The organism is Paraburkholderia sp. MM5477-R1 (assembly GCF_050436385.1).
Lineage (GTDB): Bacteria > Pseudomonadota > Gammaproteobacteria > Burkholderiales > Burkholderiaceae > Paraburkholderia > Paraburkholderia tuberum.
Genome location: NZ_JBNDMC010000003.1, coordinates 1143875 through 1170303, shown reverse-complemented (window position 1 = coordinate 1170303; position 26429 = coordinate 1143875). Strand labels below are relative to the sequence as shown.

General features: G+C 64.9%; 24 protein-coding genes and 1 pseudogene. 8 read left to right on the top strand and 17 right to left on the bottom strand.

Going from position 1 to position 26429, the window contains the following annotated elements:
• Nucleotides 1-60: 60 nt before the first annotated feature.
• The 3 genes from mreD to OKW35_RS08645 form a co-directional block, all read right to left on the bottom strand.
• A complete protein-coding gene (gene mreD / locus OKW35_RS08655) occupies nt 61-573 on the bottom strand; it encodes a rod shape-determining protein MreD (RefSeq protein WP_018419085.1) in 513 nt (170 codons plus the stop codon).
• Complete coding sequence (gene mreC, locus OKW35_RS08650; protein WP_184060901.1) at nt 570-1706, bottom strand: rod shape-determining protein MreC; 1137 nt, start codon at nt 1704-1706, stop codon at nt 570-572. The genes mreD and mreC overlap by 4 nt, the downstream gene beginning before the upstream one ends.
• 154 nt (nt 1707-1860) lie before the next feature.
• Nucleotides 1861-2904 carry a rod shape-determining protein gene (locus tag OKW35_RS08645; protein WP_004189550.1) on the bottom strand — a complete coding sequence of 348 codons (1044 nt, stop codon included), beginning with the start codon at nt 2902-2904 and terminating at the stop codon, nt 1861-1863.
• Nucleotides 2905-3276: 372 nt separating this feature from the next.
• Between OKW35_RS08645 and gatC the strand changes: the two genes are divergently transcribed.
• From gatC to OKW35_RS08620, 5 genes are all read left to right on the top strand, one after another.
• Nucleotides 3277-3576, top strand: a complete 300-nt coding sequence (gatC, locus tag OKW35_RS08640; RefSeq protein WP_018419087.1) for an Asp-tRNA(Asn)/Glu-tRNA(Gln) amidotransferase subunit GatC — start codon at nt 3277-3279, stop codon at nt 3574-3576.
• 158 nt (nt 3577-3734) lie between these two features.
• Nucleotides 3735-5222, top strand: a complete 1488-nt coding sequence (gatA, locus tag OKW35_RS08635; protein WP_429551710.1) for an Asp-tRNA(Asn)/Glu-tRNA(Gln) amidotransferase subunit GatA — start codon at nt 3735-3737, stop codon at nt 5220-5222.
• Nucleotides 5223-5227: 5 nt separating this feature from the next.
• Nucleotides 5228-6703 (top strand): Asp-tRNA(Asn)/Glu-tRNA(Gln) amidotransferase subunit GatB, encoded by a 1476-nt coding sequence (gene gatB, locus OKW35_RS08630; protein WP_184060899.1) that lies wholly within the window; start codon nt 5228-5230, stop codon nt 6701-6703.
• Between the two features lie 143 nt (nt 6704-6846).
• Nucleotides 6847-7686 (top strand): PPK2 family polyphosphate kinase, encoded by an 840-nt coding sequence (locus tag OKW35_RS08625; protein WP_429407800.1) that lies wholly within the window; start codon nt 6847-6849, stop codon nt 7684-7686.
• Nucleotides 7687-7738: 52 nt separating this feature from the next.
• Nucleotides 7739-8518, top strand: a complete 780-nt coding sequence (locus tag OKW35_RS08620) for an exodeoxyribonuclease III (RefSeq protein ID WP_429551709.1) — start codon at nt 7739-7741, stop codon at nt 8516-8518.
• A gap of 59 nt (nt 8519-8577) precedes the next feature.
• Here the strand turns inward: OKW35_RS08620 and OKW35_RS08615 are convergent, their stop codons facing one another.
• From OKW35_RS08615 to argB, 7 genes are all read right to left on the bottom strand, one after another.
• Nucleotides 8578-9903, bottom strand: coding sequence for a M48 family metallopeptidase (locus tag OKW35_RS08615; protein WP_429551708.1), 1326 nt, complete (start codon nt 9901-9903; stop codon nt 8578-8580).
• Nucleotides 9885-11279: an AmpG family muropeptide MFS transporter gene (locus tag OKW35_RS08610; RefSeq protein WP_429551707.1), complete on the bottom strand. Its 1395-nt coding sequence runs from the start codon at nt 11277-11279 to the stop codon at nt 9885-9887. The genes OKW35_RS08615 and OKW35_RS08610 overlap by 19 nt, the downstream gene beginning before the upstream one ends.
• Before the next feature lie 14 nt (nt 11280-11293).
• Nucleotides 11294-11902 carry a methionine biosynthesis protein MetW gene (gene metW / locus OKW35_RS08605; protein WP_090802214.1) on the bottom strand — a complete coding sequence of 203 codons (609 nt, stop codon included), beginning with the start codon at nt 11900-11902 and terminating at the stop codon, nt 11294-11296.
• The gene (gene metX, locus OKW35_RS08600) at nt 11899-13044 is read right to left on the bottom strand and encodes a homoserine O-succinyltransferase MetX (RefSeq protein WP_184060895.1); all 1146 of its coding nucleotides are present in this window, start codon (nt 13042-13044) and stop codon (nt 11899-11901) included. The genes metW and metX overlap by 4 nt, the downstream gene beginning before the upstream one ends.
• 321 nt (nt 13045-13365) lie before the next feature.
• The gene (gene slmA / locus OKW35_RS08595) at nt 13366-14076 is read right to left on the bottom strand and encodes a nucleoid occlusion factor SlmA (RefSeq protein WP_429551706.1); all 711 of its coding nucleotides are present in this window, start codon (nt 14074-14076) and stop codon (nt 13366-13368) included.
• Nucleotides 14077-14117: 41 nt separating this feature from the next.
• A complete protein-coding gene (locus OKW35_RS08590) occupies nt 14118-14885 on the bottom strand; it encodes a pyrimidine 5'-nucleotidase (RefSeq protein ID WP_429356420.1) in 768 nt (255 codons plus the stop codon).
• Nucleotides 14886-15048: 163 nt separating this feature from the next.
• A complete protein-coding gene (gene argB / locus OKW35_RS08585) occupies nt 15049-15948 on the bottom strand; it encodes an acetylglutamate kinase (RefSeq protein ID WP_018419098.1) in 900 nt (299 codons plus the stop codon).
• A 265-nt stretch (nt 15949-16213) separates the two neighbouring features.
• On the opposite strand from argB, the gene OKW35_RS08580 reads away from it, so the two are divergent.
• The 3 genes from OKW35_RS08580 to OKW35_RS08570 all read left to right on the top strand — a co-directional run bounded on the left by OKW35_RS08580 (nt 16214) and on the right by OKW35_RS08570 (nt 18623).
• Nucleotides 16214-16438 (top strand): cysteine-rich CWC family protein, encoded by a 225-nt coding sequence (locus OKW35_RS08580; protein ID WP_090802208.1) that lies wholly within the window; start codon nt 16214-16216, stop codon nt 16436-16438.
• Nucleotides 16439-16773: 335 nt separating this feature from the next.
• Nucleotides 16774-18084: an ATP-binding protein gene (locus OKW35_RS08575; protein ID WP_429551705.1), complete on the top strand. Its 1311-nt coding sequence runs from the start codon at nt 16774-16776 to the stop codon at nt 18082-18084.
• The gene (locus tag OKW35_RS08570) at nt 18081-18623 is read left to right on the top strand and encodes a response regulator transcription factor (protein ID WP_184025882.1); all 543 of its coding nucleotides are present in this window, start codon (nt 18081-18083) and stop codon (nt 18621-18623) included. Before OKW35_RS08575 ends, OKW35_RS08570 begins: the two co-directional genes overlap by 4 nt.
• 133 nt (nt 18624-18756) lie before the next feature.
• Here OKW35_RS08570 and hslU read toward each other — a convergent pair whose 3' ends face one another.
• The 7 genes and pseudogenes from hslU to OKW35_RS08535 all read right to left on the bottom strand — a co-directional run bounded on the left by hslU (nt 18757) and on the right by OKW35_RS08535 (nt 26417).
• Nucleotides 18757-20103, bottom strand: coding sequence for an ATP-dependent protease ATPase subunit HslU (hslU, locus tag OKW35_RS08565; RefSeq protein ID WP_090802203.1), 1347 nt, complete (start codon nt 20101-20103; stop codon nt 18757-18759).
• Nucleotides 20104-20113: 10 nt separating this feature from the next.
• Nucleotides 20114-20650: an ATP-dependent protease subunit HslV gene (gene hslV / locus OKW35_RS08560; RefSeq protein WP_184051150.1), complete on the bottom strand. Its 537-nt coding sequence runs from the start codon at nt 20648-20650 to the stop codon at nt 20114-20116.
• Between the two features lie 339 nt (nt 20651-20989).
• Nucleotides 20990-21409: an RNA polymerase-binding protein DksA gene (gene dksA / locus OKW35_RS08555; RefSeq protein WP_090802202.1), complete on the bottom strand. Its 420-nt coding sequence runs from the start codon at nt 21407-21409 to the stop codon at nt 20990-20992.
• A 682-nt stretch (nt 21410-22091) separates the two neighbouring features.
• Nucleotides 22092-23199 (bottom strand): annotated as a pseudogene (locus OKW35_RS08550) (CobW family GTP-binding protein).
• Nucleotides 23200-23442: 243 nt separating this feature from the next.
• Nucleotides 23443-24645: a class I SAM-dependent rRNA methyltransferase gene (locus tag OKW35_RS08545; protein WP_429551704.1), complete on the bottom strand. Its 1203-nt coding sequence runs from the start codon at nt 24643-24645 to the stop codon at nt 23443-23445.
• Between the two features lie 61 nt (nt 24646-24706).
• The gene (gene xerC, locus OKW35_RS08540) at nt 24707-25630 is read right to left on the bottom strand and encodes a tyrosine recombinase XerC (protein ID WP_187615113.1); all 924 of its coding nucleotides are present in this window, start codon (nt 25628-25630) and stop codon (nt 24707-24709) included.
• Between the two features lie 28 nt (nt 25631-25658).
• Entirely contained in the window at nt 25659-26417 is a 759-nt protein-coding gene (locus OKW35_RS08535) for a DUF484 family protein (protein ID WP_090802196.1), read from the bottom strand.
• Nucleotides 26418-26429 lie beyond the last annotated feature (12 nt).

Here is a 26429-nt window from a genome sequence, read left to right as displayed (position 1 = left end):
GCATGCGGCCATCAAGAGTGTGCGCCCAAACTGGCCGCGGCCGGTGGGCCCGATGCGGGATCAAATGGGGCGCGTATCGTCCGGGTCGGCGGGGCGGCGCTGCGGCATCAGCAGCAAGATGCTGGCGACCGGCCACAGCGCAGCTTCGACGAAACCGTCGATCAGATAACTCCAGCCCGGAAACGCCGCGCCGGTCAACAACCGGATCACGAACGGCACCAGTTGCGCGACGACGAGCAGCGGCATCACCGCGAACGTCTGCACGCCGAGCGACATCCACAACACGCGGCGGTGAATCGTGATCGCGCCGTACGAGAGCAGCGTGTAGGCGAGCGCGTGCTCGCCGAGCAGGCTCGCGTTGTGCACGTCCATCAGCAGACCGAGCAGAAACGCGATGCCCATGCCCACCTTGCGCGGCTGATGGACATTCCAGAACAGCAGCACGAGTGCGACGAAATCGGGCACGCCGGCGAGACGCCCCCACGGCATCAGGTTCAGCAGGAACGCGGAAGCGAGGCTGAACGCGATGAAGTACGGGTTGACCGGCTGCAGGATGTATTGCGGGCGATTCATGGCTGAGCCCCCGGCTCGGCTTGCGGCTTCACGTTCTTCGCGGCGGCCGGCTTTTCGGCTTTCCTGTCGGCTGCGGGCTTGTCGGACTTCTTGTCGGCCGCAGCTTTGCCCGGCGCCTTTTCCACGGATTTGGCTGCGGGCTTTTCGGTCGGCGCTTTGTCGGCGGCGTTCCTGTCGGCTGGCCTGGCGGCGGATTTGTCCGCCGCGCCCTTGCCGTCCGCTGCTTTGGCGCCCTTCTTCGCTTTCGCTTCCTTCGCGACGGTTGCCGCGTCGGGTTCGTCCGCCGGGCGCGGCGGCGCGTTGTTCTGGACGTGCAGCACGAGCACCTGACGCGCACCGCGCACTGCGGCGACCGGCAGACTGACTACGTGCGCAAACGCGGTGTCGGCCTGCTTGTCGACGCGCACGACCTTCGCGACCGGCAGCCCCGGCGGATACACGCCGTCGAGGCCGCTCGTGACGAGCTCGTCGCCGGTCTGGACGTCGGCGCTGATCGGCACGAAGCGCAGATCGAGCGTGTCGCCCTTCGGCGTACCGTAGATCACGCTGCGCAAGCCGGTGCGCAGAATTTCGACCGGCACCGCCTGGTCCTTGTCCGTCAGCAGCGTGACTTCGGCCTGCAGCGGGAACACCCGTGTGACCTGGCCGATCACGCCATCTTCGTCGACGACCGGCGAGCCGTTCTGGATGCCTTGCTGCGCGCCGCGTCCGATCACGACCTTCTGCGTGAACGGATCGCGCGTGTCGTACTGGATTTCGGCGGGCAGCGATTGCGTGGTGAGGCTCTGCGACAGTTGCATCAGCGCGCGCAGATGGCCATTTTCGGCGGCGAGCGACGCGGCCAGATTGGCCTGCTGCGACAGCCGCAGATCCTTCGCGCGCAGCTTCGCGTTCTCGTCGCGCAGCGTGGCGCTCGTCACGGCGAGGTCGGCGGCGCCCATGAAGATGTCGCGCGGCACGAGCGCTGCGCGCTGCAAAGGATAAAGACCCGCGCCGAGCACGCCGCGGACGATTTCGAGCGTCTGGAAGCGGGCATCGGAGATCAGCAGGGCGAGCGCCAGCACGACGAAGAACACCAGTCGGGCCAGAGCGGAGGGGCCTTGCTTGAACAGGGGCGGCGGACTGTATTCCATGGTCGGCGCCGGGGGCGTGAGCGGTTGGGTGAGACGGCGACGCGCAAGGCGCGCGCGGTCAGCGAGCGGAGGCTGGTCGGCCCAGCCAACGACAAAGCGGCCCGCAAGGGGCCGTGTGCCAGATCCGCGCTACTGACATGGGAGGAAGGCTCGCTTACTCGTACGAGAAGATGCTGCCGAGCTTGTCCATGCGTTCGAGCGCCATGCCCGAGCCGCGCACGACGCAGGTCAGCGGGTCTTCGGCGACGAGCACCGGCAGGCCGGTTTCTTCGGCGAGCAGGCGATCGAGGTCGCGCAGCAGCGCGCCACCGCCGGTCAGCATCATGCCGCGCTCGGCGATGTCCGCGCCGAGTTCCGGCGGCGTCTGTTCCAGTGCGATCTTCACCGACGACACGATCTGGTTCAGCGGATCGGTCAGCGCTTCGAGGATTTCGTTGCTGGAGATCGTGAAGCTGCGCGGAATGCCTTCCGACAGATTGCGGCCCTTCACTTCCATTTCCTTGACTTCGGAGCCCGGGAACGCGGAGCCGATTTCCTTCTTGATGGCTTCGGCGGTCTGTTCGCCGATCAGCATGCCGTAGTTGCGGCGGATGTAGTTGACGATCGCTTCGTCGAACTTGTCGCCGCCGACGCGCACCGAGCCCTTGTACACGATGCCGCCGAGCGAGATCACGCCGACTTCTGTCGTGCCGCCGCCGATGTCGACGACCATCGAACCCGTTGCTTCCGACACCGGCAGGCCCGCGCCGATCGCGGCAGCCATCGGCTCTTCGATCAGATACACCTGCGAGGCGCCCGCGCCGTGCGCGGCTTCCTTGATCGCGCGACGCTCGACCTGGGTCGAACCGCACGGCACGCAGATGATGATGCGAGGTGACGGCGAGAACATGCGCGATTCGTGAGCAGTCTTGATGAACTGCTTGATCATCTGCTCGGTGACGGTGAAGTCGGCGATCACGCCGTCTTTCATCGGGCGGATCGCCTCGATGTTGCCCGGCACCTTGCCGAGCATCTGCTTGGCTTCCTTGCCGACTGCCTGAATGGTCTTCTTGCCGTTGGGGCCGCCTTCCTGGCGGATCGACACGACCGACGGTTCGTCAAGAACGATGCCCTTGCCGCGCATGTAGATAAGGGTGTTGGCGGTGCCGAGGTCAATCGCCAGATCGTTGGAGAAGTAGCTGCGCAAAAAACCGAACATTCAAAATCCTGTCTCGCTGGGGGCCGGGCCTCGCACCGTATGCGTAGGGCGGCAGCGGAAAAATAACAGCTTCAACCGGGCGGTAGCGACGCCACATGAACTTGAAGCCGCGGGGGAGTCTACCGGAGGCCGTTGCAAAGCCAGGGCGGAAAGCGCCGGACGTTCTTGGAATTGTCCGTAAGGCCTTGGTAAGTCGGTCCGGGTTTGGGTCGAACGCGTAATGATACCTTATAATTTTGGATGTTTTGAAGGAAACGGAGCGCACATTTTGTCATTGCGGCTCCTTTTTCCGGATTGTCCTATCTTGTCGTAACCCGCTGTTACAACGCGACTTTTTAACTGTTGTGACATTCCACCCTTTCCGGTGACTGCATGGCTCTGACCCTGACCGATGTAAAACGCATCGCGCATCTCGCGCGACTCGAACTGGCCGATGCCGACGCCGAGCACACGCGTGCCCAGCTCAATGATTTTTTCGGCCTCGTCGAGCAGATGCAGGCGGTCGATACCACCGGCATCGCGCCGCTTGCCCACCCGATCGAGCAGATCGAAGACGTCGCGCTGCGTCTGCGTGACGACGCCGTCACGGAGACGGTCGAGCGCGAGGCTTTCCAGCGCCCCGCGCCGGCCGTTCAGGACGGCCTGTACCTCGTGCCGAAGGTGATCGAATAAGACCCGCCGGGCAGACCCCGGGTCTGGCGTCGGCGCGAGCCTCCGTGGTCCAGACGCGCGTCCTCGCCGCGAACCTTGCCGGACCGGTCTGCCGACGGGCAACCGAACGCCTCCACGGCGGCGTGACCACGCTGCCGCGCTTTCCAGGATAAAACGCAATGCATGAAAAAAGTTTGAGCGAACTGCGCGCTGCGCTCGCGGCCAAGGAATGCTCCGCAGTCGAACTGGCGCAGCTGTACCTGAAGCGGATCGACGCGGCCAATAGCCTGAACGCGTTCATTCAGGTCGATCCGGAACTGACGCTCGCGCAGGCGAAAGCCGCCGACGCGCTGCTGCACACCGGCCATGCGGGCCCGCTGGTCGGCCTGCCGATTGCGCACAAGGACGTGTTCGTCACGAAGGGCTGGCGCTCCACGGCCGGCTCGAAGATGCTCGCGAACTACGAAAGCCCGTTCGACGCGACCGTGGTCGCGCGTCTGCAGAACGCCGGCATGGTGTGCGTGGGCAAGACCAACATGGACGAGTTCGCGATGGGTTCGTCCAACGAGAATTCGTATTTCGGCGCCGTGCAGAATCCGTGGGACCGCAAGGCCGTGCCGGGCGGTTCGTCGGGCGGCTCGGCTGCCGCCGTGGCCGCGCGTCTCGCGCCCGCCGCGACCGGCACCGACACCGGCGGCTCGATCCGCCAGCCGGCGTCGTTCTCGGGCATCACCGGCATCAAGCCGACGTACGGCCGGGTGTCGCGCTACGGCATGATCGCGTTCGCGTCGTCGCTCGACCAGGGCGGCCCGATGGCGCAAAGCGCCGCGGACTGCGCGACGCTGCTCAACGCGATGGCCAGCTTCGACGAGCGCGATTCGACGAGCCTCTCGCACGAGCGCGAGGACTACACGCGCTATCTCGGCAAGTCGTGGCAGGACGACGGCACGGACAAGCCGCTCGCCGGTCTGCGCATCGGCCTGCCGAAGGAGTATTTCGGCCCCGGTCTCGCCGACGACGTGCGCGCGTCGATCGACGCCGCCTTGAAGCAGTACGAAGCGCTCGGCGCGACGCTCGTCGAGGTGTCGCTGCCGAAGACCGAACTGTCGATCCCGGTCTACTACGTGATCGCGCCGGCCGAAGCATCGTCGAACCTGTCGCGTTTCGATGGCGTGCGCTTTGGCCATCGCGCGGCCGAGTACCGCGATCTGCTCGACATGTACAAGAAGTCGCGTGCCGAAGGCTTCGGCCCGGAAGTGAAGCGCCGCATTCTGGTCGGCACCTACGTGCTGTCGCACGGCTACTACGACGCGTACTACCTGCAGGCGCAGAAGATCCGCCGCATCATCGCGCAGGACTTCCAGCAAGCGTTCAAGCAGTGCGACGTGATCATGGGACCGGTCGCGCCGTCGGTGGCGTGGGACATCGGCGCGAAGGGCGACGATCCGGTGCAGATGTATCTGGCCGACATCTATACGCTGTCGGTGAGCCTCGCCGGCCTGCCGGGCATGAGCGTGCCGTGCGGTTTCGGCGCGGGCGCGAACGCGCAGCGTCCGGTCGGTCTGCAGATCATCGGCAACTATTTCAACGAAGCCCGGATGCTGCAGGTGGCCGACGCGTTCCAGCGCGCGACCGACTGGCACCGTCAGGCACCGGCAGGAGTGTGAGCACCATGACCAAACAATGGGAAGTCGTGATCGGTCTGGAGACCCACACGCAGTTGTCGACGCATTCGAAAATCTTCTCGGGCACCGCGACCCAATTCGGCGCCGCGCCGAACACGCAGGCCAGCCCCGTCGATCTGGCCCTGCCGGGCACGCTGCCGGTGATGAACCGCGGCGCGGTCGAACGCGCCATTCAGTTCGGCCTCGCGATCGGCGCAACGGTGGCGCCGCGCAGCATCTTCGCGCGCAAGAATTATTTCTACCCCGACCTGCCGAAGGGCTACCAGATCAGCCAGTACGAAATTCCCGTCGTGCAGGGCGGTCAGGTGACGATCCAGGTACCGGCCAATGAAAAGGCGGGCAAGGAAGCGTACGAGAAAACCATCAACCTGACGCGCGCCCACCTCGAGGAAGACGCGGGCAAATCGCTGCACGAAGACTTCGCGGGCATGACCGGCATCGACCTGAATCGCGCCGGCACGCCGCTGCTCGAAATCGTCACCGAGCCGGAAATGCGCAGCGCGGCCGAGGCCGTTGCCTATGCGAAGTCGCTGCACACGCTCGTCGTGTGGCTCGGCATCTGCGACGGCAACATGCAGGAAGGCTCGTTCCGCTGCGACGCGAACGTGTCGGTGCGTCCGGTCGGCCAGAAGGAATTCGGCACGCGCACCGAGACCAAGAACCTGAACTCGTTCCGCTTCCTCGAAGAAGCGATCCAGTACGAAGTGCGTCGCCAGATCGAGCTGATCGAAGACGGCGGCACGGTGGTGCAGGAAACGCGTCTGTACGATCCGGACAAGCGCGAGACGCGTTCGATGCGCAGCAAGGAAGACGCGCACGACTACCGCTATTTCCCCGACCCCGACCTGATGCCGCTCGTGATCGACGCCGCGTGGGTCGAGCGCGTGAAGAGCGAGATGCCGGAACTGCCGGAAGCGATCCAGCGGCGCTTCGTGTCGCAGTACGGACTCACGCCGTACGACGCGAACGTGCTGACCTCGAGCAAGGCGACGGCCGCTTACTACGAAGCGGTGGTCGCCAAGTTCGGTGCGGCCAACGCGAAGGTCGCGGCGAACTGGGTGATGGGTGAAGTGTCGTCGCAGCTCAATCGCGAAGGCCTCGACATTGCCGCGTGCCCGGTCTCGGCCGCGCAGCTGGCGCTGGTTCTGCAACGTATTGCCGACGGTACGATCTCGAACAAGATCGCGAAGGAAATCTTCCTCGCGATCTGGGAAGAGAAGGCCACCGACGAAGCCGCCGCCGATCGCATCATCGAGGCGAAAGGGTTGAAGCAGATTTCGGACACCGGCGCGCTCGAAGCGATCATCGACGAAGTGCTCGCCGCGAACCAGAAGTCGGTCGACGAATATCGCGCCGGCAAGGAAAAGGCGTTCAACGCGCTGATCGGCCAGGCGATGAAAGCAACCAAGGGTAAGGCCAACCCTGCTCAGGTCAATGAATTGCTCAAGAAGAAGTTGTCCTGAGTTGAAGTGCCGCGGGCCGGGCGTGATCGCGCCCGAGTCACCACGGGCCGTTGCCGGATCGAAGCAGGGCAACGGCCCGTTTTATTTTGCGGACCCGCTTCAGCCGGTTAAGCGTAGGTAAGCGTAGACCTTGGAGTGTATGCATGACAAAGCAACCCGATCTCGACGATTTCCGCGTGCCGTATTTCGACGACGGCAAGAAAAAAAACCACTTCTCGCTCGAGCATTTCGACCCGAAGGCGAAGCCGTTTTCGAGCGGCTCGAAAGACGCGGACCGCGCGCGTCTGTCGGAAGTAGGCCTGCTGCTCGACAACCTGCAGGAGCGGCTGCACGCGCAGCGCAAGCGCCGCGTTCTGCTAGTGCTGCAAGGCATGGACACGAGCGGCAAGGACGGCACGATCCGCGCGGTATTTCACGAAGTCGATCCGCTCGGCTTGCGCATCGTGCCGTTCAAGGCGCCGACGCCCGTCGAACTCGCGCACGACTTCCTGTGGCGCGTGCATTCGCAGGCACCCGCGGCCGGCGAGCTGACGATCTTCAACCGCAGTCACTACGAAGACCTGCTCGTGCCGACCGTGCTGGGCGCGCTCGACGCCGCGGCGTTCCAGCAGCGGTGCCGCCACATCCGTCAGTTCGAGGAGATGCTCGCCGACAGCGGCGCGACGATTCTCAAGTGCATGCTGCACATTTCAAGGGACGAGCAGCGTGTGCGTTTGCAGGAGCGCATCGACGATCCGCTGAAGCACTGGAAATTCGACGTGTCGGATCTCGAAGCGCGCAAGCAGTGGGACGCGTATCAGTCCGCGTATCGCGACACACTGGCCGCGACGTCGACGGAATACGCGCCGTGGTACGTGATTCCGGCCGAGTCGAAGACGCATCGCAACGTGATGGTCGCCGAACTGCTGCTGCGCACGCTCGACGCGCTGAAGCTCGAATATCCGCCGGCCAAGGAATCGCTGAAGGGCGTCAAGGTCGAGTGAACGCGGCCTTGCCCCTTGGCTTCAGAAACGAATCGAACAAAAGAGGAAAGACATGTTGCGTCTGATTACCGCCAACCTCAACGGCATCCGCTCGGCGGCGAAGAAGGGCTTTTTCGACTGGTTCGGCGAACAGGGCGCCGACGTGCTTTGCGTGCAGGAAATCAAATGCTCGCAGGACGACATGACGCCGGAGTTCATGGCGCCGCATGATTTCACCGGCTATTTCCAGCATGCGGTAAAAAAGGGTTATAGCGGCGCGGGCGTCTATACGCGTCATGAGCCGGACGAAGTGGTCATCGGCTTCGGCAGCGAGGAGTTCGACCCGGAAGGGCGCTATGTCGAGCTGCGTTTCGGCAAGCTGTCGGTGGTCTCGGTGTATGTGCCGTCGGGGTCGAGCGGCGACGAGCGCCAGCAGGCCAAGTTCCGTTTCATGGACGAGTTCATGCCGCATCTCGCCGAACTGGCGAAGGAGCGCGAGGTCATCGTGTGCGGCGACGTGAACATCGTGCACAAGGAAATCGACATCAAGAACTGGAAGAGCAACCAGAAGAATTCGGGCTGCCTGCCCGAAGAGCGCGCATGGCTCGACAAACTGTTCGACGAAGTCGGTTATGTGGATGTGTTCCGCACGCTCGATCAGCGGCCCGAGCAGTACACGTGGTGGAGCAATCGCGGTCAGGCGTATGCGAAGAACGTCGGGTGGCGGATCGATTACCAGATCGCGACGCCGGGCGTCGCAAGCAAGGCGAAGCGCACCGACGTGTTCCGCGACATCAAGTTCAGCGACCATGCGCCGCTGACCGTCGACTACGACCATAAGGTCAAAAAGTAAGCCCACCGGCCGCGACGCGTGCAGCGCCGTGGCCCGCCGGCAGTCGTAGAACCGGGGTATCAGTCGCGCGCAGGCTTGCGGGTCGGCCGACCGATGCCTGCATAATCGGGCAACTCGTCGACGCTCTTGCCGATTGCCTTCGCGTACAGCGGCAGCATGTCCGGCAGCCGCTTGATGATGTCGTCGCGGCGCGCCGGCGTGTACGGATGCACGTAGATGAAGCCCTGCTTGCGACTGCCGCGCGTCGCCTGCGCGAGCTTATCCCACAGCGTGACCGCCGCGCGCGGATCGAAGCCGGCGCGCGACGCGATATCGCTGCCAATCACGTCGGCTTCGGTTTCGTCGGTGCTCTCGTACTTCATTTCCAGCAGACGCGAACCGATGCCGAGCGGCGCCATGCCCAGATCGGCGAGGCCGAACAGTTGCGGAATCGTGCCGGACGAATCGAGCTGGCTCGCCTGCAACTGACCGAGCCGCATGCGCGCGTGCTCGCGCAACGCATGCGCGATCTCATGGCCGATCAGCATGCCGACCTCGTCGTCGTTCAGGCGGACGCGATCGAGAATCCCGCTATAGACGACGATCTTGCCGCCCGGCAGGCAGTACATGCGGATGTCGGTCGAGCGCACCACCGCGACTTCCCACTTCCAGAGCTTGGCTCGCTCGTTCCATTTCAACGAGTACGGAATCATCCGGTCGATGATCGAGCGCACGCGCGTCACGCGCGCGTCCGTCTCGCCGTACAGGCGGTTCGCGTGGCTGGCGCCGTAGACGATCTGGTTGAACTCCTCGGCGGCCTGCGCCTCGAGCATCGACGACGGGATCAGGTTGCGGAACACCATGTAGCCACCGTAGCGCAGTTGCGGGCTCACGTAGTAGGGCGGCGGGACGGCCGCGGGGGCCGATGCCGCGGCGGGCGCTTTGGCGGTGGCGGGGGCGTGCGCGGGCTGCGGCGCGGAGCCGGAGGTAGCGGCGCCCGGAGCGCTACCGCTAGCGCTGGGCGTGCCCGGGGCACCGGCGTTGGCACCGGTGCTGTTATTCGCGCCAGGATTGGCACCGCCGGCGCTGTTGTTGCCGCTGTTGCCGCTGTTGCCGCCTGCAGCCGAAGTCGCGTTGTCCGCGGCGCTGGTGCCGCTGGTCGCGGACCTGGCCGCAGGCATCGGGGCTGGGTTGGGCGTCGCACCGCTGGTGGTCGCGGCGGCGGCGGCCGGCGCGGGCGCTTGCGCGCCGCTCACCGGGCTGGCGCCAGTCGCCGGCGTGCCGGCCGCATAGGCGCCCGCCGGCATCGCCAGCGCGACGCTCGCGCAACCGAGGACGCTTACGGCGCTGAGTGTGGTGCGGCGCGCGCGGGTCGGAATCGATACCTTCACGACCGGTCCCTCCACGGCGCGATACGCACCAGCAGCAGCATGCCGGGCACCGCGAGCGCGGTGCAGAGGACGAAGTAGTCAAACCAGCCCATCCGCGCGACCACATAGCCGCTCGCCGCCGACGCGAGCGTGCGCGGCACCGACGCGAGGCTCGTGAACAGCGCGAACTGCGTCGCGGTGTAGCGCGGATCGGTGGTGCTCGCGATATACGCGGTGAACGCGGCCATCGTGAGACCGGTGGCGAAGGTCTCGAAGCCGTACACGAGCGCGAGCGCGACCGAGCGTGGATCGAGCTGCACGCTCCAGTCGATGCCGACGAACGACAGCAGCTTCGTCGTCCCCTGGCTCAGTGCGACGGCAATGTTGTAAATCGCGGCAAGTCCGGGCGAGTCCGGGCCGAGATGCGCGAGCCACGCGAAGCCGAGCGTCGACACCATCTGCAGCAAACCGAAGATCCACAAGCCGCGGCCGATGCCGATCTTCATCAGCCAGATCCCGCCGACGATGCCGCCCGCGAGACTCGCGCCGAACGCCGTGGTCTTGGCGATCACGCCGATCTGCGTGCGCGAAAAGCCGATGTCGAGGAAGAACGACGTGGACAGCGTGGTCGCCATCGTATCGCCGAGCTTGTACAGGAAGATGAAGCCGAGCACGAAAAGGGCAGTGCGCCAGCCGTCGCGCTGAATGAATTCCCTGAACGGCTCGACGATCGCCTCGCGCAGATTCTTCGGCGGTTCGCCGTGCACCTCGGGCTCGCGCACGACCAGCGTCATCAGAACGCCCGGCAGCATGAACGCGGCCGTCACGATGAAGACGGTGCTCCACGGCAGATGATCGGACAAAATCAGCGCGAGCGAACCGGGCACGAGCGCCGCGATCTTGTACGCGTTCACGTGCACCGCGTTGCCGAGGCCCTGCTCCGTGTCGCTGAGCAATTCACGCCGGTACGCGTCGATCACGATGTCGGAGCTCGCGCCGAAGAACGCGACCAGAGCGGTCAGCGCGGCGACGGTCCAGATCGATTCGCGTGGCGACACGAAACCGAGCGTCGCCATCGCGCCGGCCACGAGCAATTGCGTGACGAGCATCCAGCCGCGCCGTCTGCCGGGCCGCCAGGCGGGCACGCGCGGTACGTAGCGGTCCATCAGCGGTGCCCAGACGAATTTCCAGGTGTACGGAAACTGGATCAGCGCGAAGAGGCCGATTTCCTTCAGATTGACGCCTTCCGAGCGCAGCCACGCCTGCACGAGGTAGACGAGCGTAAACAGCGGCAATCCCGACGTGAAGCCGAGAAAGACGCAAATCAGCATGCGCGTATTCAAAAACGCGCGCCAGCCGGGATGTTCTTCGTGAGCGGTAAGTGCGGGCGCCTCGTGCGGCGGGTTCGACATGTGGATAAGTGACGTTAGCTTTTCTTGACGCGATAGACCGCAAGACTACCACGCCAGTTCACGCCCCAACGCACCACCTGTCCGTCATGCAGCACGACGCGATCGAGAATCTCGATGCCGACTTCGGGCGCGAGGGCTTCGAAGTCCTTGATCGTCAGCACACGCACGTTCGGCGTGTTGTGCCATTGATAAGGCAGCGACTTCGACACCGGCATACGCCCCTGCAACACCGACAGCCGATGCGCCCAATAGCCGAAATTCGGAAACGACACGATGCATTGCTTGCCGACGCGCACCGTCTCGCGCAGGATCGCCGCGGTCTGATGAATCGTCTGCAGCGTCTGCGACAGCACCGCGAAATCGAAGCTGCCGTCTTCGAACAGGCGCAGGCCGTCTTCGAGATTCTGCTGGATCACGTTGACGCCCTTCTGCGTCGCGGCGAGCACGCCGGCGTCGTTGATCTCGATGCCGTAGCCCTGCACGTCCAGTTCTTCGTTCAGCAGCGACAGCAACGAGCCGTCCGCGCAGCCGAGATCGAGCACGGTCGCGCGCGGTTCGACCCAGCGGGCGATCGCGCGGAAGTCGGGGCGCAATGCCAGGTAATCAAGTGCTCGCTGGTTCATGCGTTGACCTCGTTTGCAATGCGTTCGTAGTAGGCGCGCAGCAGGTTGTGATAGCGCGCATCGTCGAGCAGGAAGGCGTCGTGGCCGTGCGGCGCGTCGATCTCCGCATAGGTGACCGTGCGCTTGTGGTCGAGCAGCGCCTTCACCAGTTCGCGCGAGCGTGCCGGCGCGAAACGCCAGTCGGTCGAGAAGCTCGCGATCAGATACTTCGCGGTGGTGTGCGCTAGCGCGGCGGTCAGATCGCCGTCGAAGGCCTTGGCCGGATCGAAGTAGTCGAGCGCGCGCGTGATCAGCAGGTAGGTGTTCGCGTCGAAGTAGTCGGCGAACTTGTCGCCCTGATAGCGCAGATACGATTCCACTTCGAATTCGACGTCGAAGCTGAAGTTGTAGTCATCGAGCGCGCCTTCCGCGCGACGCAGCGAGCGGCCGAATTTTTCGGCCATGTCGTCGTCCGACAGATACGTGATGTGGCCGATCATTCGCGCGACGCGCAGGCCGCGCTTCGGCTTCACTCCGTGCGCGTAGTAGTTGCCGCCGTGGAAGTCGGGGTCTGACAGGATCGCCGAGCGTGCGACCTCGTTGAACGCGATGTTCTGCGCGGACAGTTTCGGCGTCGATGCGACCACGATGCAATGCGCGACCCGCTCCGGATACATCATGCTCCACGCGAGCGCCTGCATGCCGCCGAGACTGCCGCCCATCACGGCGGCGAAGCGCGTGATGGCCAAGGCGTCGGCGACGCGCGCCTGAGCGTTGACCCAGTCTTCGACGGTGACGACCGGAAAGGTCGCGCCATACGGCTTGCCGGTCGCGGGGTCGATGCTCATCGGCCCGGTCGAGCCGAAGCACGAGCCGAGGTTGTTCACGCCGATCACGAAAAACCTGTCGGTATCGAGCGGCTTGCCCGGGCCGACCATGTTGTCCCACCAGCCGATGTCTTTCGGATCGTCGGCGTACACGCCCGCCACGTGATGCGATGCGTTCAGCGCGTGGCACACGAGCACCGCATTGCTGCGCGCGGCATTGAGCGTGCCGTAGGTCTCGACCATCAGGTCGTAGCCTGCGAGCGAGCTGCCGTTGCGCAATGGCAGCGGCTCGGTGAAATGCATTTTTTGGGGAGCGACGATGCCGATGGATTCCATTCATTCCGCCATTGAGTCAACAGGGCGGCTAAACGGCGTCGGCGAAGCACGAAGAGAAGGACGGTGTGCGCAGCTGACGACCTCTTTAGCCGCATTTATAGTGAACCGCGGGCCTGGGGCCAAGGGTTCGCGCGCCCGCAATCGAGTCAGCAAATCGGCGCGTGAAAGGGTGTGAAACCGGGTGCAACGTGTATCGGGATGCCTTGGCGCGGCCCGTTATGCATCGGAAGGCCGCGGCAACATCAGGCGCAAAGTATAGCGGAAAATTCCGCGCGGCAGCGGCACGGGCGATGCCGCGCGAAGGGGGCGAGTCCTCGCGGACTACTGAAGAATCAGCAGCAGTTGCTCGTCCGCGTGTTCGGCGGGCGGCCGCGCGAAACCGCTGCGCACATAGCGATGCCAGCGGCCGATCACGTAGCTCACCACCAGGCTCGCGCGAATGGCGGGATCGTAGTCGGCAGGCAACGCAGTGGATTGCGGTGCGGTCTGCGGGCCGGCGTTGCCTGTGACGTCGTTATCCGCACGGGCAAGCGCTTCGGTCTGCGCGAGCCGCAAGCACTGCTTCAGCGATGCCTCGACCCGTTCGAGCATCTGGTTCACGCGCTCGGTGAGTCGCTCGTGCTCGCCGATCAGTGCCTCGCAGGTCAGCACGCGCGTCATGCCGGGATTTTTCGCGGGAAAGTTGAGCAGCATCAGCGCGATCGCGCGCGCCTGCAGCACGCCGTTGTTTTCGTGATTGGTGATCTGGTTGATGAGGCCGAACAGCGTCTGCTCGATGAACTCGATCAGCCCTTCGAACATCTGCGCCTTGCTGGCGAAATGGCGATACAGCGCGGCTTCCGACACACCGAGCCGGGCGGCGAGCGCGGCCGTGGTGATCTTCTCGCGCTTCGGCGCCTCGAGCATGCTGGCAAGCGTCTGCAGGATGTGCACGCGACGCTCGCCCGGCTTCGGACGCGGCGAGCGTGTGGCGGCCGGCGCCGCGGGGGAGGCTGCGGCTGAGGTTTCGTCAGGCTTGTCGATCGGCTGCATGGCTGTGGTCCCCCGGCTGATGTCGTTGGCGGCTTTCGTCCCTACTGTCCCGGCTTGCGTCCCTTCCATCGAACCGAGCGCGTGCCCAGTCGTAGCGATTTTAGCGAACGAATGCTGCGGTCGACATAATGCGGCCGGCCGGTGCCCGGCAGGCGCGTCGGTACACCGTCCGCGTGCGGCTTGCGCGGCAGGTGCCCGGTGATCCACACGGTGCGGATGCCGAGCCGTCGATAGTTTTTCAGGTGCGAACGCGTGTCCTCGACGAGGATCGCGTCTTTCAGCGACACGTGCGCGTCGCGCATCGCGCGGCGCAGCATCGCGTGATCGGGCTTCGCGCGCCATTGGCGGCGATCGCGCATGTGCTCGATCGCGATCACGCGCTCGAATAGCCGCTCGATGCGCAACTCGGCGAGCACTGCGCGCGCGTAGGTTTCGGGCGCGTTGGTCAGCACGATCTTGCGGCCCGGCAGCGCCGCGATCAGACGCGCGACGCCGCGCTCGTGACGGATCATCGAGCAGAGGTCGGGGAACGTGTGCACGACCTTCAGGAAGTCGTGCGCGTCGAGCGGATGGTGGCGCGTGAGACCGAGCAGTGCTGCGCCGTAGCGCAGCGTGTAGCCGGTGCGCAGACGGTTGGCTTCGTCGATGTCGACTTGCAGCGCGTCGATGATGTACTGGGTCATGCCGCGATTGATCGCGGGGAAAATGGCATGCGACGCGCGGTGCAGCGTGTTGTCGAGATCGAACAGCCAGACGGGCTTGCCGCCTGCGAGGTCAGGACGGCGGCGCCGCGAAGTGTGGGTGCGCATGGTGAACTTCTTCAGCCGCTGACGGGTGTTTCATGCTGCGGATGCGCAGAGATTGCCACATCAACATCAACGCTCGGGGGCGCGCATGGACTGCCGGCCGCGAGGTGGGGCACAGGCGTCGCGCCGCTCGGACGCAACCCCTGTGCCGGGGATGCCGCAACGATCAATGCGAGCGGATCATTGTGCCGAACGGCTGTTCGGTCAGAATTTCGAGCAGCACCGAGTGCTCGATGCGGCCGTCGATGATGTGCACCGAGCGCACGCCGCTCTTCGCCGCATCGAGCGCGGACGAGATCTTCGGCAGCATGCCGCCGGAGATCGTGCCGTCTTCGAACAGACCGTCGATTTCGCGCGCCGACAGGTCGGTCAGCAGATTGCCTTCCTTGTCCATCACGCCGGGGATGTTGGTCATCATGACGAGCTTTTCGGCGTTCAGCACGACCGCCAGCTTGCCCGCGACGAGATCCGCGTTGATGTTGTACGACAGGCCGTCTTCGCCGAAGCCGATCGGCGAGATGACCGGAATGAACGCGTCGTCCTGCAACGCCTTCACGACCGCCGGGTTGATCGACTCGACTTCGCCGACCTGACCGATGTCGACGTACTGGCCCGGAGTTTCGCGATCCGGCATCAGCATCTTGCGCGCGTGGATCAGGCCGCCATCCTTGCCGGTCAGGCCGACCGCGTGGCCGCCGAAGTGGTTGATCAGCATCACGATGTCCTGCTGCACCTCGCCCCCGAGCACCCATTCGACGACTTCCATCGTCTCTTCGTCGGTGACGCGCATGCCCTGGATGAACGTGCCCTGTTTGCCGATTTTCTTAAGCGCCTGGTCGATTTGCGGACCGCCGCCGTGCACGATGACCGGGTTGATGCCGACCAGCTTCAGCAGAATCACGTCGCGCGCGAAGCCCTGCTTCAGACGCTCTTCGGTCATGGCGTTGCCGCCGTATTTGATGACCACGGTCTTACCGTGATACTGACGGATGTAAGGCAGCGCCTCGGCCAGAATTTCGGCTTTCAGGGTGGGCGCAATCTGCGAGAGGTCGGGAAGCTCGGACATGGCGGCAGGCTCGGGCACGGAACAGTTGAAACAGCGCGAATTGTACAGGACTGGCGCGCTGCAACAGGGTTTTCGGCCGCGGCGCGAGCGACGGGCGGTGCAGGCTTGGCGTACCGCACCATGACGCGCCGCGGGGGTGGCGAACAGCAAGCGTAACGCACTTGCGTGACGGCTGTGCATTGGCCGAACGGACGACTGCACCTGAGCGTGTCAGTCATGGCATCATGGCTTGATCAATGTCCCCGGCCCTGAGCGCCGATCTGCGATGAAATCGTCTTCCCCCCGCTCCGAACGCAGCGCACGCTGTCCGCGCTGCGGCAATGCTTTCGACTGCGGCATGCAGACTGAGCCGTCCAACTGCTGGTGCCGCGCGCTGCCGCCGCTACCGGTCGAGCGGTTAAAGCCAGGCGGCCGATGTCTATGCCCGGAGTGTCTGGCCGCGGAGATTGCACAGGCGACACACGAGGCGAGTGAGCATGAGCGGCCGTGATGGTCGGATTTGCCCCGGGGCCGATCAGAAACCGCCGACGCGCGGCGATGCTGCGCCACCCGCGCCCGCAGATCGCGCACAATCGCTTCCAGCGCCGGCTCCCATTCGCCGAACCGCGGCTGCCGATCCGCGGCGATCGCGTCGGCGTGCCGGCTGGCCATCCGCAGCGTGTAGCCGGCGCGGAATTGTGCGACGGCGTTTCCCGGGTCGAGTGGGGCAATAATGGCGGGCGTCGTCGAGCGGGTGCAGTTTGGCCGCGGCGGCGAAGCAACGGGCTTCATCTGCCGCAGCGCCACTGGCTCGGGCCGCGGCGGCGTAACGGGTAGACTAGGGTCATGCACCGTATAACCAACACCGGCCGCGTCAATCTCGGTCATCTGTTCTGGCTGCGCAGCCTCGCGATCATCGGTCAGCTGCTGACGATCGCGTTCGTGCAGATCTTCATCGGCGCCAATCTGCCGTTGCCGGCGATGCTGCTCGTGATCGGGCTCGAAGTGCTGTTCAACGCGCTCACGTGGTGGCGCGTGTCGCAGCAGCGTCCCGAGTCCAACCTCGAGCTGTTCGGGCAGATCTGGGTCGATCTCGGGGCGTTGTCGGCGCTGCTGTTCCTGTCCGGCGGCACCACCAACCCGTTCGTGTCGCTGTACCTGCCATCGCTTGCGATCGCGGCGGCCGTGCTGCCGTGGTATCTGATGGCCTGGCTCGCGGCGTTCGCGGTCGCCTGCTACGCGATGCTCAGTTTCGATTCCGTGCCGCTCAATCTCGAGAATCCCGCCAACCTGTTCGACTACTACCGCTCGGGCATGTGGGTCAACTTCATGGTCAGCGTGGGGCTGATTGCGTGGTTCGTCGCGCGCATGTCCCGAGCGCTGCGGCTACGTGACGCAGCGCTTGGAGAAGCGCAGCAGCGCTTGCTCCACGACGAACGGGCGGTCGCGCTCGGCGTGCAGGCGGCCACCGTGGCCCACGAAATCGGCACCCCTCTGTCTACAATCGCGATGTTGTCCGAAGAATTGCGCGACGCGGCGCGGACCGACGCGGGACTCGCCCCCTACCGCGCCGATCTCGAGCTGCTCGAGCAGCAGATGATGTTGTGCACGTCGGCGCTCGCGCGGTTGCGCAGCCGCGCAACGACCACGACGAACCGCCAGCCGGTCGACGAATGGCTCGAATCATTTGCCGGGCAATGGCGCCTGCGCCATCCTCACGTGAAGTTCGAGCGGCTTGGCACACCGCCCGCCGATGTCGGTCTCAACGACACGGTGGCCGTCAGCCAGATACTGACGATCCTGCTCGACAACGCCGCGCGCGCGAGCCGCGATCACGTGACGCTGTCCTGCGTGCTCGCGCCACGCGGCGACCAGATCGTGTTCGAAGTGTGCGACCACGGTCCGGGCATTCCGGCCGCGCTGCGCGGCTCGCTCGGCGCGATGCCGGTGGAGAGCACGCAGGGCGGTCACGGCGTCGGCCTGTATCTGGCGTTTTCGGCGGCGGCGCGTCTGAAGGGATCGATCGAGCTGACCGACGCCAACGGCGGACGGCCGCGCGGCACGCGTGCGGTGCTGCGACTACCGCTCGCCGCGCGCAAGATTTCCGGAGCGAGCCCACATGGCGCCGCGCCATCCAACACGGAGAAACAGGCATGAGCGAGAAGAATTTTCTGGTGATCGACGACGACGAAGTGTTCTCCGGCATCCTCGCGCGCGGCTTGACGCGGCGCGGCTACACGGTGACCGAAGCACACAACGCGGACGAGGCGATCCGGCTCGCGAATCAGCAGAAGTTCAGCGAGATCACCGTGGACCTGCATCTCGGTAACGACTCCGGCCTGACGCTCGTCGCGCCGTTACGCGATCTGCAGCCCGATGCGCGCATGCTCGTGCTGACCGGCTACGCGAGCATCGCCACCGCGGTGCAGGCGGTCAAGGACGGCGCCGACAACTATCTCGCAAAGCCCGCCAACGTCGAGACGATCCTGTCGGCGCTGCAAAGCGAGGCGAGCGCGTTGCAGGCCGAGGAGGCGATCGAGCATCCGCAGCCGCTGTCGGTGGCGCGGCTCGAATGGGAGCATATCCAGCGTGTGCTCGCAGAACACAACGGCAATATCTCGGCGACCGCGCGCGCGTTGAACATGCATCGGCGCACGTTGCAGCGCAAGTTGGCGAAGCGGCCGGTGAAGCAGTAGGCGGCGATCTTCTGGCGCGGCGTTGGCTGTTCGAGGCGCCGCCGCGGGAAGGGCGGCACAAAACAAAACGGGCTGCCTATGCGAAGGCAGCCCGTTTTTCATGCATCAGCGCTTCGCGCTGCCACCGCGCATGTCAAAGCACGTAGCGCGACAGATCCTCGTCTTCGGCGATTTCGTTCAACGCGCTATCGACATACGCCGCGTCGATCTGCACTGCATGGCCCGAATGATTGCCGGCCGAGAACGACACTTCTTCGAGCAGTTTTTCAATCACCGTATAAAGACGCCGCGCGCCGATGTTCTCGGTCTTCTCGTTGACCGAGTACGCGATCTCGGCGAGACGGCGGATGCCGTCGTCGGCGAATTCGAGGTGCACGTCTTCGGTCGCGAGCAGGGCCTGGTATTGCTTGACGAGGCTCGCGTCCGTCGACACGAGGATCGATTCGAAGTCGTTGACCGACAGCGAATCGAGCTCGACGCGAATCGGGAAGCGTCCCTGCAGCTCGGGAATCAGATCGCTCGGCTTCGCGAGATGAAACGCGCCGCTCGCGATGAACAGGATGTGATCGGTCTTCACCATGCCGTACTTGGTGTTGATCGTCGTGCCTTCGACGAGCGGCAGCAGATCGCGCTGGACACCCTGACGGGACACTTCACCGCCGCCCGCTTCGTTGCGCGACGCGATCTTGTCGATTTCGTCGAGGAACACGATGCCGTTCTGCTCGACGTTCTGCACCGCCTTGCTCTTCACCTCTTCGTCGTTCAGCATCTTGCCGGCTTCTTCGTCGGTGAGCACCTTCAGCGCTTCCTTGACCTTCATCTTGCGGCGCATCTTCTTGCCGCCGCCGATGTTGGCGAACATCGAGCGGATCTGCTCGGTCATGTCTTCCATGCCCGGCGGCCCCATGATGTCCATGCCGACCTGCGGCTGCTCGACGTCGAGCTCGATTTCCTTGTCGTCGAGCTGGCCTTCGCGCAGGCGCTTGCGGAACGTTTGACGCGTCGTGCTGCCTTCATCGGCGGTATCGGTCGAGCTCGAGCTCGAACCGAAGCCGACCGGCCGTGCGGTTGGCAGCAGGATGTCGAGGATGCGGTCTTCGGCCAGATCGCCGGCCTTGGTCCGCACTTTGCGCATTTCGGTTTCGCGGGTCTGCTTGACCGAAATTTCGATCAGGTCGCGCACGATACTGTCGACGTCGCGGCCCACGTAGCCGACTTCGGTGAATTTGGTCGCTTCGATCTTGATGAACGGCGCGTCCGCGAGCTTCGCGAGACGCCGCGCGATTTCGGTCTTGCCGACGCCGGTCGGTCCGATCATCAGGATGTTCTTCGGCGTGATTTCCTGGCGCAGCGGTTCGTCGACCTGCTGACGGCGCCAGCGGTTGCGCAGCGCGACCGCCACGGCCTTCTTCGCGCGGCCTTGGCCGATGATGTGTTTGTCGAGTTCGGAGACGATCTCGGCGGGGGTCATGGTGCTCATCGATGGGTCCTTACTCGATCGTCTCAATGACGCGGTTATGGTTCGTGTAAATGCACATGTCGCCGGCGATTTCCAGCGACTTCTCCACGATGTCGCGCGGCGACAGCTCGGTGTTGTCGGCAAGCGCCTTCGCGGCCGCCTGCGCGTACGCACCGCCCGAGCCGATCGCACAGATGCCGCCTTCGGGATCGAGCACGTCGCCGTTGCCGGTGATGACGAGCGTGGTGGTCGCGTCCGCGGCGATCAGCATCGCCTCGAGACGACGCAGCATGCGGTCGGTGCGCCAGTCTTTCGCGAGCTCCACGGCCGCGCGCGTCAGATTGCCCTGATGTTTTTCCAGCTTCGCCTCGAAGCGGTCGAGCAGCGAGAAGGCATCCGCCGTGCCGCCGGCGAAGCCGACCAGCACCTTGCCGTTGTAGATGCGCCGGACCTTCTTCGCGCCGCCTTTCATGACGATGTTGCCGAGCGTGACCTGGCCGTCGCCGCCGAGCGCCACCTTGTTGCCGCGGCGCACGGAAACGATCGTCGTGCCGTGAAATTGCTCCATATGCGTTCCTCTTTGCAAAACGGGTAGAACGCGGCAGCGCTGTGCGCTACCGCATGAATCCAGTCAGCGGACGGCGCGCCGGCTGGCGCGCTCGTGAGCGCATGTCCGATCTATTTTAGGGCGCGCGCGGTCATATCAAGATCCGCCGGAAGGCATAGGACGAAAAACTGAAAATCCGCTCAGGGAGCCTGAGAAACGAGGCGGGAAGGGACGGCGGGGCGGGACGGATGGCGGAGCATGCGCGGATGTCGCGCAAAAAGAAAAGGCGCACGGTTCACCGTGCGCCTCTCGACGAAGCAGCGTTTTCAGGGCGCTAAGCCGAAGCCGCGCCGCAGATAATCAGTCGCCGAACAGCTTCTGGCGCAGTTCCCGGCGCTCCTGGGCTTCGAGCGACAGCGTAGCCGTGGGCCGCGCGAGCAGACGCGGAATGCCGATCGGCTCGCCGGTTTCCTCGCACCAGCCATAGTCGCCCGCCTCGATTCGCGCGATCGATTGCTGCACCTTCTTCAGCAGCTTGCGTTCGCGGTCGCGCGTGCGCAGTTCGAGCGCATGCTCTTCCTCGATCGTGGCGCGATCGGCCGGGTCCGGCACGATGACCGTTTCGCGCAGGTTCTCGGTCGTCTGGCCGGCATTGCGGAGAATGTCCGCCTGCAACTGTTCGAGCCTGTTCTTGAAGAAGGCGAGCTGATCCGCATTCATGTAATCCTTGTCGCTCATCTTCAGGATTTCGGCTTCGGTCAAGAGTCGTTTCGTCGTCATCTGGCTTACTTCTTCAATGTGAGGCAAAACTCATAGGGCCCGCACTTTCGTATTGCCCGCAAACGCGTCGCGCGGACGCGCAGCGCAGGGTGGCCACGAACGTTGGACTGTCGTGACGCCGAAGCGCCTGGCGCCCACACACCGGGCGTTGCTAGCTACGCCGCTGCGGGGCCGAACTCCTCTGGAAACCGATTCACACATGCTCCTGAGGCATCGCTCGCCGACGAGCGCGTGCCCTTTCAGGCCATGCCCGCCGGCGTTTTCGGCGTGTCTCCGGACAAGATTTTCCGGCGCCGTTTCAGGCCCGTCGCGGGATACGCGCGACCGGGCAATTCGTTGTCATTCTCCAGTGGGCACGTATTGTAACTGAATCACAATACGGCACCGCAACTGCTGAAAGCCGGCCTGCGGCGCTGCGATATCCCGAAAATATAACGCGCAGAAAGCCAAAAAGCGATGGTCGTGCGCGCTTTAATACAGCAGGGTTTTCACGCGTTTTTCATATGGCCTGGATTCGAAAGGCCTCGGCGCCGCGGCGTCGCAGTTTCAGCAGAGGATTCATGCCCGCGCAGTCGGCGGCGGGCGTCTCACCGCACTAGACGTAGCACGGCGCATGCCGCGCTGCGCGCGGCGTGTCGTGGGCTTGCTCCGAGGCTTGCTTGCGCGACGGCGCTGCGCCCGCTCAGGCGAGGCAGGCGTCGAGACCGTCGGTGATCAGATCGCGCGGCAGTTCGATGCCGATGAACACCATCTTGTTGGTCTTCTTCTCGGCCGGTTGCCATTTCGCGGCGAGGTCGCTGCCCATCATTTGATGCACGCCCTGGAACACGACCTTGCGATCGACGCCCTTCATGTACAGCACGCCCTTGTAGCGCAGCAGGTGCTCGCCATAGATCTGCAGGATGCCGCCGAGGAAGTCTTCGAGCTTGTTCGGATCGAACGGACGATCGCTGCGGTACACGAACGACTTGATCTTGTCGTCGTGATGCGCATGGTGGTGATGTCCGTGATCATGGCCTTCGTGATCGCAATGGTCATGGTCATGATCGCAATTGGCGTGATCGTGATCGTGGTCATGGTCGCCTTGCGTGTGGCCGTGCTCGTCGTGCGCGTGCGCGTGGCTATGCGCGTGTTCGTCTTCACTCAGGAAGTCCGGATCGATTTCGAGCTTCGAGTTCAGGTTGAAGCCGCGCAGATCGAAAATTTCCTTGATGTCCGCCTCGCCGAAATTGACGACCTTGATCGCCGCCTTCGGGTTCATGTGCAGCAGACGGTGGCGCAGATCGCCCACGTGCCGCTCGTCGACCAGATCGGCCTTCGTGATGAACAGCCGCGTCCGCGAAACCGACCTGGCGCTGCACCACTTCGTGCTCGTCGAGCTGATGGTTCGCATGCTTCGCGTCGACCAGCGTGATGATCGCGTCGAGCAGGAATTCGCTCGCGATCTGGTCGTCCATGAAGAAGGTTTGCGCGACCGGGCCCGGATTCGCGAGGCCGGTGGTTTCGATCACGACGCGGTCGAAGTCCACTTCGCCCGCCTGCTTCTTCGCGGCCAGATCGTTGAGCACGCGCGACAGGTCGCCGCGAATCGTGCAGCAGATGCAGCCGTTGCTCATCTGGATGATCTGCTCGCTCGTGTCCTGCACGAGGATCTCGTTGTCGATGTTCTCTTCGCCGAACTCGTTCTCGATGACGGCGATCTTCATGCCGTGCTTTTCGTTCAGGATGCGCTTGAGCAGGGTGGTTTTGCCGCTGCCGAGAAAGCCGGTCAGGATGGTGACTGGAATCATGTGGGTCGCCTGTAAGTCGTGAAACGGTGCGTGATCGGACGCTAGCGCGCAAGGCTAGCCAGATGCGTTAGGCGGGCCGCCGCAGCCAGATGGCGCGAGCCCCGTCCAGCCGGTCATTGAAACATATTTGCCAGGCGGGCGCAGGGGCGGCCGCGCTGCGGCCGGCTGATGGCCGCCTGCGCGGAGGCGGGCCGCTGCCGCTGCCGCCGCCGCCACGCGCAATCACCGGGAAAATAAGGGCGATCAGGCGATTTGCAACAGCAGCCCCTTCAGATACTCGCCTTCGGGGAACGCAGTGAGCAGCGGATGATCGACGCCCGCGCCAAGGCGCTTCAGGATGCGTGCGTCGACGCGTGCGTCGGCGGCCGCGCCCGACACGATCTTCTGGAACAGCTCGGGATCGATCGCGCCCGAGCACGAGTACGTGAACAGCAAACCGCCCGGGCGCAGCAGCTTCAGGCCCGTCAGATTGATGTCCTTGTACGCGCGCGAGGCGCGGTCCACGTGCTCGCGCGATGGCGCGAATTTCGGCGGATCGAGCACGATCAGATCGAAGCGTTCGCCTTCGTTGTAGAGGCGCCGCAATGTCTTGAACGCGTCGGCGTCGAGCCAGGTCGCGCGGTCGGCGTCGAAGCCGTTGGCCGCGACGTTCTGCTGCGCGAGCGCGAGCGCTTCACCCGACGAATCGACCGACACCACGCGCTTTGCGCCACCCCTGAGCGCCGCGAGCGAAAAGCCGCCGGTGTAGCAGAAGCAGTTCAGCACGTCGCGATCTTTCGCGAACTGCTGCACGAGCAGGCGGTTATCGCGCTGGTCGACATAGAAGCCGGTCTTGTGGCCGTTGCGCACGTCGACGTGATAGCGCACGCCGTTTTCGCTCGCGATCAGCTTCTCGGAAGGCGGCTCGCCCGCGAGCACGCCGGTGATCTGCTCGAGCCCTTCCTTCTGACGGATCGACACGTCCGAGCGCTCGTAGACGTTCGGGCAGCCGGTCGCGCCGACCAGCGCCGCGACGATCGCGTCCTTCCACGCTTCGACGCCGGCCGCCATGAACTGACAGACGATCTGGCTGCGCTGATCCGCGTCCTCGGCGACGTAGTAATCGACGATCAGGCCCGGCAGACCGTCCGCCTCGCCGAAGATCAGCCGCACGGCGCCGGTGTCGCGCACCATCGCCTGACGATGCGCGAACGCGCGCTGCACGCGGCGCTTGAAGAACGCGTGATCGATCGGCTCGGCTTCGTCGAAGCTCCAGACGCGCGCGCGGATCTGCGAGTGCGGGCTGTAGGCGGCGCGGGCGAGAAAGCGGCCATCGTGCGCGCGCACGAGCACGGTCGCGCCGGGCGCGGGGCGGCCGTCGACGTGCTCGATCGCATTGGCATAAACCCACGGATGGCGGCGCAGCAGCGATTTTTCTTTCGACGGTTTGAGCGTAACGGTATTCATCAGGTGTAGGTAAAGTGCAAGCGAAGGCGGCGCGTCGTGGCGCGCGGCGTCAGTCGCGTGATCAGTTGCGTTTCTTTGCGCGAGGATGCGCGCTGTCGTAGACGTGGGCGAGGTGCTGGAAATCGAGGCCCGTATAAACCTGCGTCGCGGTGATGCTCGCGTGGCCGAGCAGCTCCTGCACGGCGCGCAGGTCGCCGCTCGACTGCAGCACGTGGGTCGCGAACGAATGGCGCAGCACGTGCGGATGCACGTTGGCCGGAATGCCGGCGGCGAGCGCCGCGCGCTTCACGCGCTCGCGCACGACGTTCGGCGACAGCCGGTTGCCGCGCGCCGACAGGAACAGCGGATGCGGATCGTGGCGGACCATCGGTTCGCGCACCGCGAGCCATGCGTTCAGCGCCGCGACCGCCTTGCTGCCCACCGGCACGACGCGCCGCCGGTTGCCTTTGCCGAGCACTTCGACTTCGCCGGAATCGAGTTTCAGCCAGCCGGCCGAGCGATAGCCGTCGACGTCGGCGAAACGCACGTCGAGGCCGACCAGTTCGGCGAGGCGCAGGCCCGACGAGTAGAACAGCTCGAGCATCGCGTGATCGCGCAGGCCTTCGGGCGAGTCGGCGGGCGGGCTGTCCATCAGGCGCGCGGTGTCGTCGACGGAAAGCGCCTTCGGCAGCATTTTCGCCTGCTTCGGCGCGCGCACCGCGGCGACCGGATTGGCCGGCAACTCGACGTGGCCCGCGAGCCAGCGATAAAACGCCCGCCATGCCGACAGCCGATGGCCGATCGACCGCGCGGTGAGACCGCCCGCATGCGCGCGCGCGACGGCGCCGCGGATGTCGACGGCGGTGAGGCTTTCGAGCGCTCGGCCTTTGGCGAGCTGCTTCAGTTCCGCGAGCTCATGCGTGTAGCCGCGCAGGGTGTGCGCCGACAGCCGCCGCTCGTGCTCGAGATGCGACAGGTAGGCGGCGATCGGGTCGGCGGCGGTCACGGTACGCGGTGACGTTGCGTGGCGCGGCTCAGCGCGGCAGCAGCCGGCTCAGCGCGGCGCTCGCGAGCGCGCCGATCTGCGTGAGGAAATCGGTGGCCATGCCTTCGTGGAAGCGCCGCGGGTCGGATGAGCCCATCACGAGCAGGCCGAACGTCGGCGCGTCTTCGACACCTTCGGGGTCGCGCAGCGCAAGCAGCGCGATCGATTCGGTGCTCTGCGCCGTCCCGTTCGACGCGACGCCGAGGTCGTCGGTCGCGCTCGTTGTCGCGCTTGCCGCCGGGTTGGTCGTCCCGTGGGACGCGACCGCAGCTTGCGCGAGCCATTGCGCGGCCTCGAAGCCGGTGTTTGCGCCGCAGTACGGCGTGCTCAGGCTGCCCGCGAAAATCCGCACTTCCTCGCTGACGTGGCGCGCGAAGTCCGCTTGCGCATACGGCTCGGCGACGTCCCACACGCGCAGAGCCGCTTGCGGCACGTCGAAGATGTCGCGCAGACCGCCGGCGATCGTGCGCGGCAGCGCGTAGGGATCGCGCTCGGCCATCACACGGATGGTCCAGCGGTTGAATTTCGACGCGATGCTGTCGTTCTCGTGACCGTAGCGCAGCAGTTCGGCAAGACGCCGCTCCAGATGCTTGTTCTTGTCGCGCAGCATCTCCATCTGCCGCTCCTGCAGCGACACCGCGGCTTTGCCGTGCGGGTTCGCGAGCCGGATCGTCGCGAGCGTTTCCGCGTGTTCGACGAAGAATTCGGGATTGGCGAGCAGGTATTCGGCGACTTCGCGATCGTTCATGGTTTCGGCTAG

Coding starts and splice junctions, on each gene's coding strand:
- OKW35_RS08610 (WP_429551707.1), bottom strand. CDS start 11,279: ATGTCGAACCCGCCGCACGAGGCGCCCGCACTTACCGCTCACGAAGAA.
- hslU (WP_090802203.1), bottom strand. CDS start 20,103: ATGAGCACCATGACCCCCGCCGAGATCGTCTCCGAACTCGACAAACAC.
- OKW35_RS08625 (WP_429407800.1), top strand. CDS start 6,847: ATGACAAAGCAACCCGATCTCGACGATTTCCGCGTGCCGTATTTCGAC.
- OKW35_RS08575 (WP_429551705.1), top strand. CDS start 16,774: ATGCACCGTATAACCAACACCGGCCGCGTCAATCTCGGTCATCTGTTC.
- dksA (WP_090802202.1), bottom strand. CDS start 21,409: ATGACGACGAAACGACTCTTGACCGAAGCCGAAATCCTGAAGATGAGC.
- OKW35_RS08535 (WP_090802196.1), bottom strand. CDS start 26,417: ATGAACGATCGCGAAGTCGCCGAATACCTGCTCGCCAATCCCGAATTC.
- gatB (WP_184060899.1), top strand. CDS start 5,228: ATGACCAAACAATGGGAAGTCGTGATCGGTCTGGAGACCCACACGCAG.
- mreD (WP_018419085.1), bottom strand. CDS start 573: ATGAATCGCCCGCAATACATCCTGCAGCCGGTCAACCCGTACTTCATC.
- metX (WP_184060895.1), bottom strand. CDS start 13,044: ATGGAATCCATCGGCATCGTCGCTCCCCAAAAAATGCATTTCACCGAG.
- OKW35_RS08545 (WP_429551704.1), bottom strand. CDS start 24,645: ATGAATACCGTTACGCTCAAACCGTCGAAAGAAAAATCGCTGCTGCGC.
- argB (WP_018419098.1), bottom strand. CDS start 15,948: ATGTCCGAGCTTCCCGACCTCTCGCAGATTGCGCCCACCCTGAAAGCC.
- OKW35_RS08645 (WP_004189550.1), bottom strand. CDS start 2,904: ATGTTCGGTTTTTTGCGCAGCTACTTCTCCAACGATCTGGCGATTGAC.
- OKW35_RS08620 (WP_429551709.1), top strand. CDS start 7,739: ATGTTGCGTCTGATTACCGCCAACCTCAACGGCATCCGCTCGGCGGCG.
- slmA (WP_429551706.1), bottom strand. CDS start 14,076: ATGCAGCCGATCGACAAGCCTGACGAAACCTCAGCCGCAGCCTCCCCC.
- metW (WP_090802214.1), bottom strand. CDS start 11,902: ATGAACCAGCGAGCACTTGATTACCTGGCATTGCGCCCCGACTTCCGC.
- OKW35_RS08590 (WP_429356420.1), bottom strand. CDS start 14,885: ATGCGCACCCACACTTCGCGGCGCCGCCGTCCTGACCTCGCAGGCGGC.
- mreC (WP_184060901.1), bottom strand. CDS start 1,706: ATGGAATACAGTCCGCCGCCCCTGTTCAAGCAAGGCCCCTCCGCTCTG.
- OKW35_RS08580 (WP_090802208.1), top strand. CDS start 16,214: ATGAAATCGTCTTCCCCCCGCTCCGAACGCAGCGCACGCTGTCCGCGC.
- hslV (WP_184051150.1), bottom strand. CDS start 20,650: ATGGAGCAATTTCACGGCACGACGATCGTTTCCGTGCGCCGCGGCAAC.
- gatC (WP_018419087.1), top strand. CDS start 3,277: ATGGCTCTGACCCTGACCGATGTAAAACGCATCGCGCATCTCGCGCGA.
- OKW35_RS08570 (WP_184025882.1), top strand. CDS start 18,081: ATGAGCGAGAAGAATTTTCTGGTGATCGACGACGACGAAGTGTTCTCC.
- gatA (WP_429551710.1), top strand. CDS start 3,735: ATGCATGAAAAAAGTTTGAGCGAACTGCGCGCTGCGCTCGCGGCCAAG.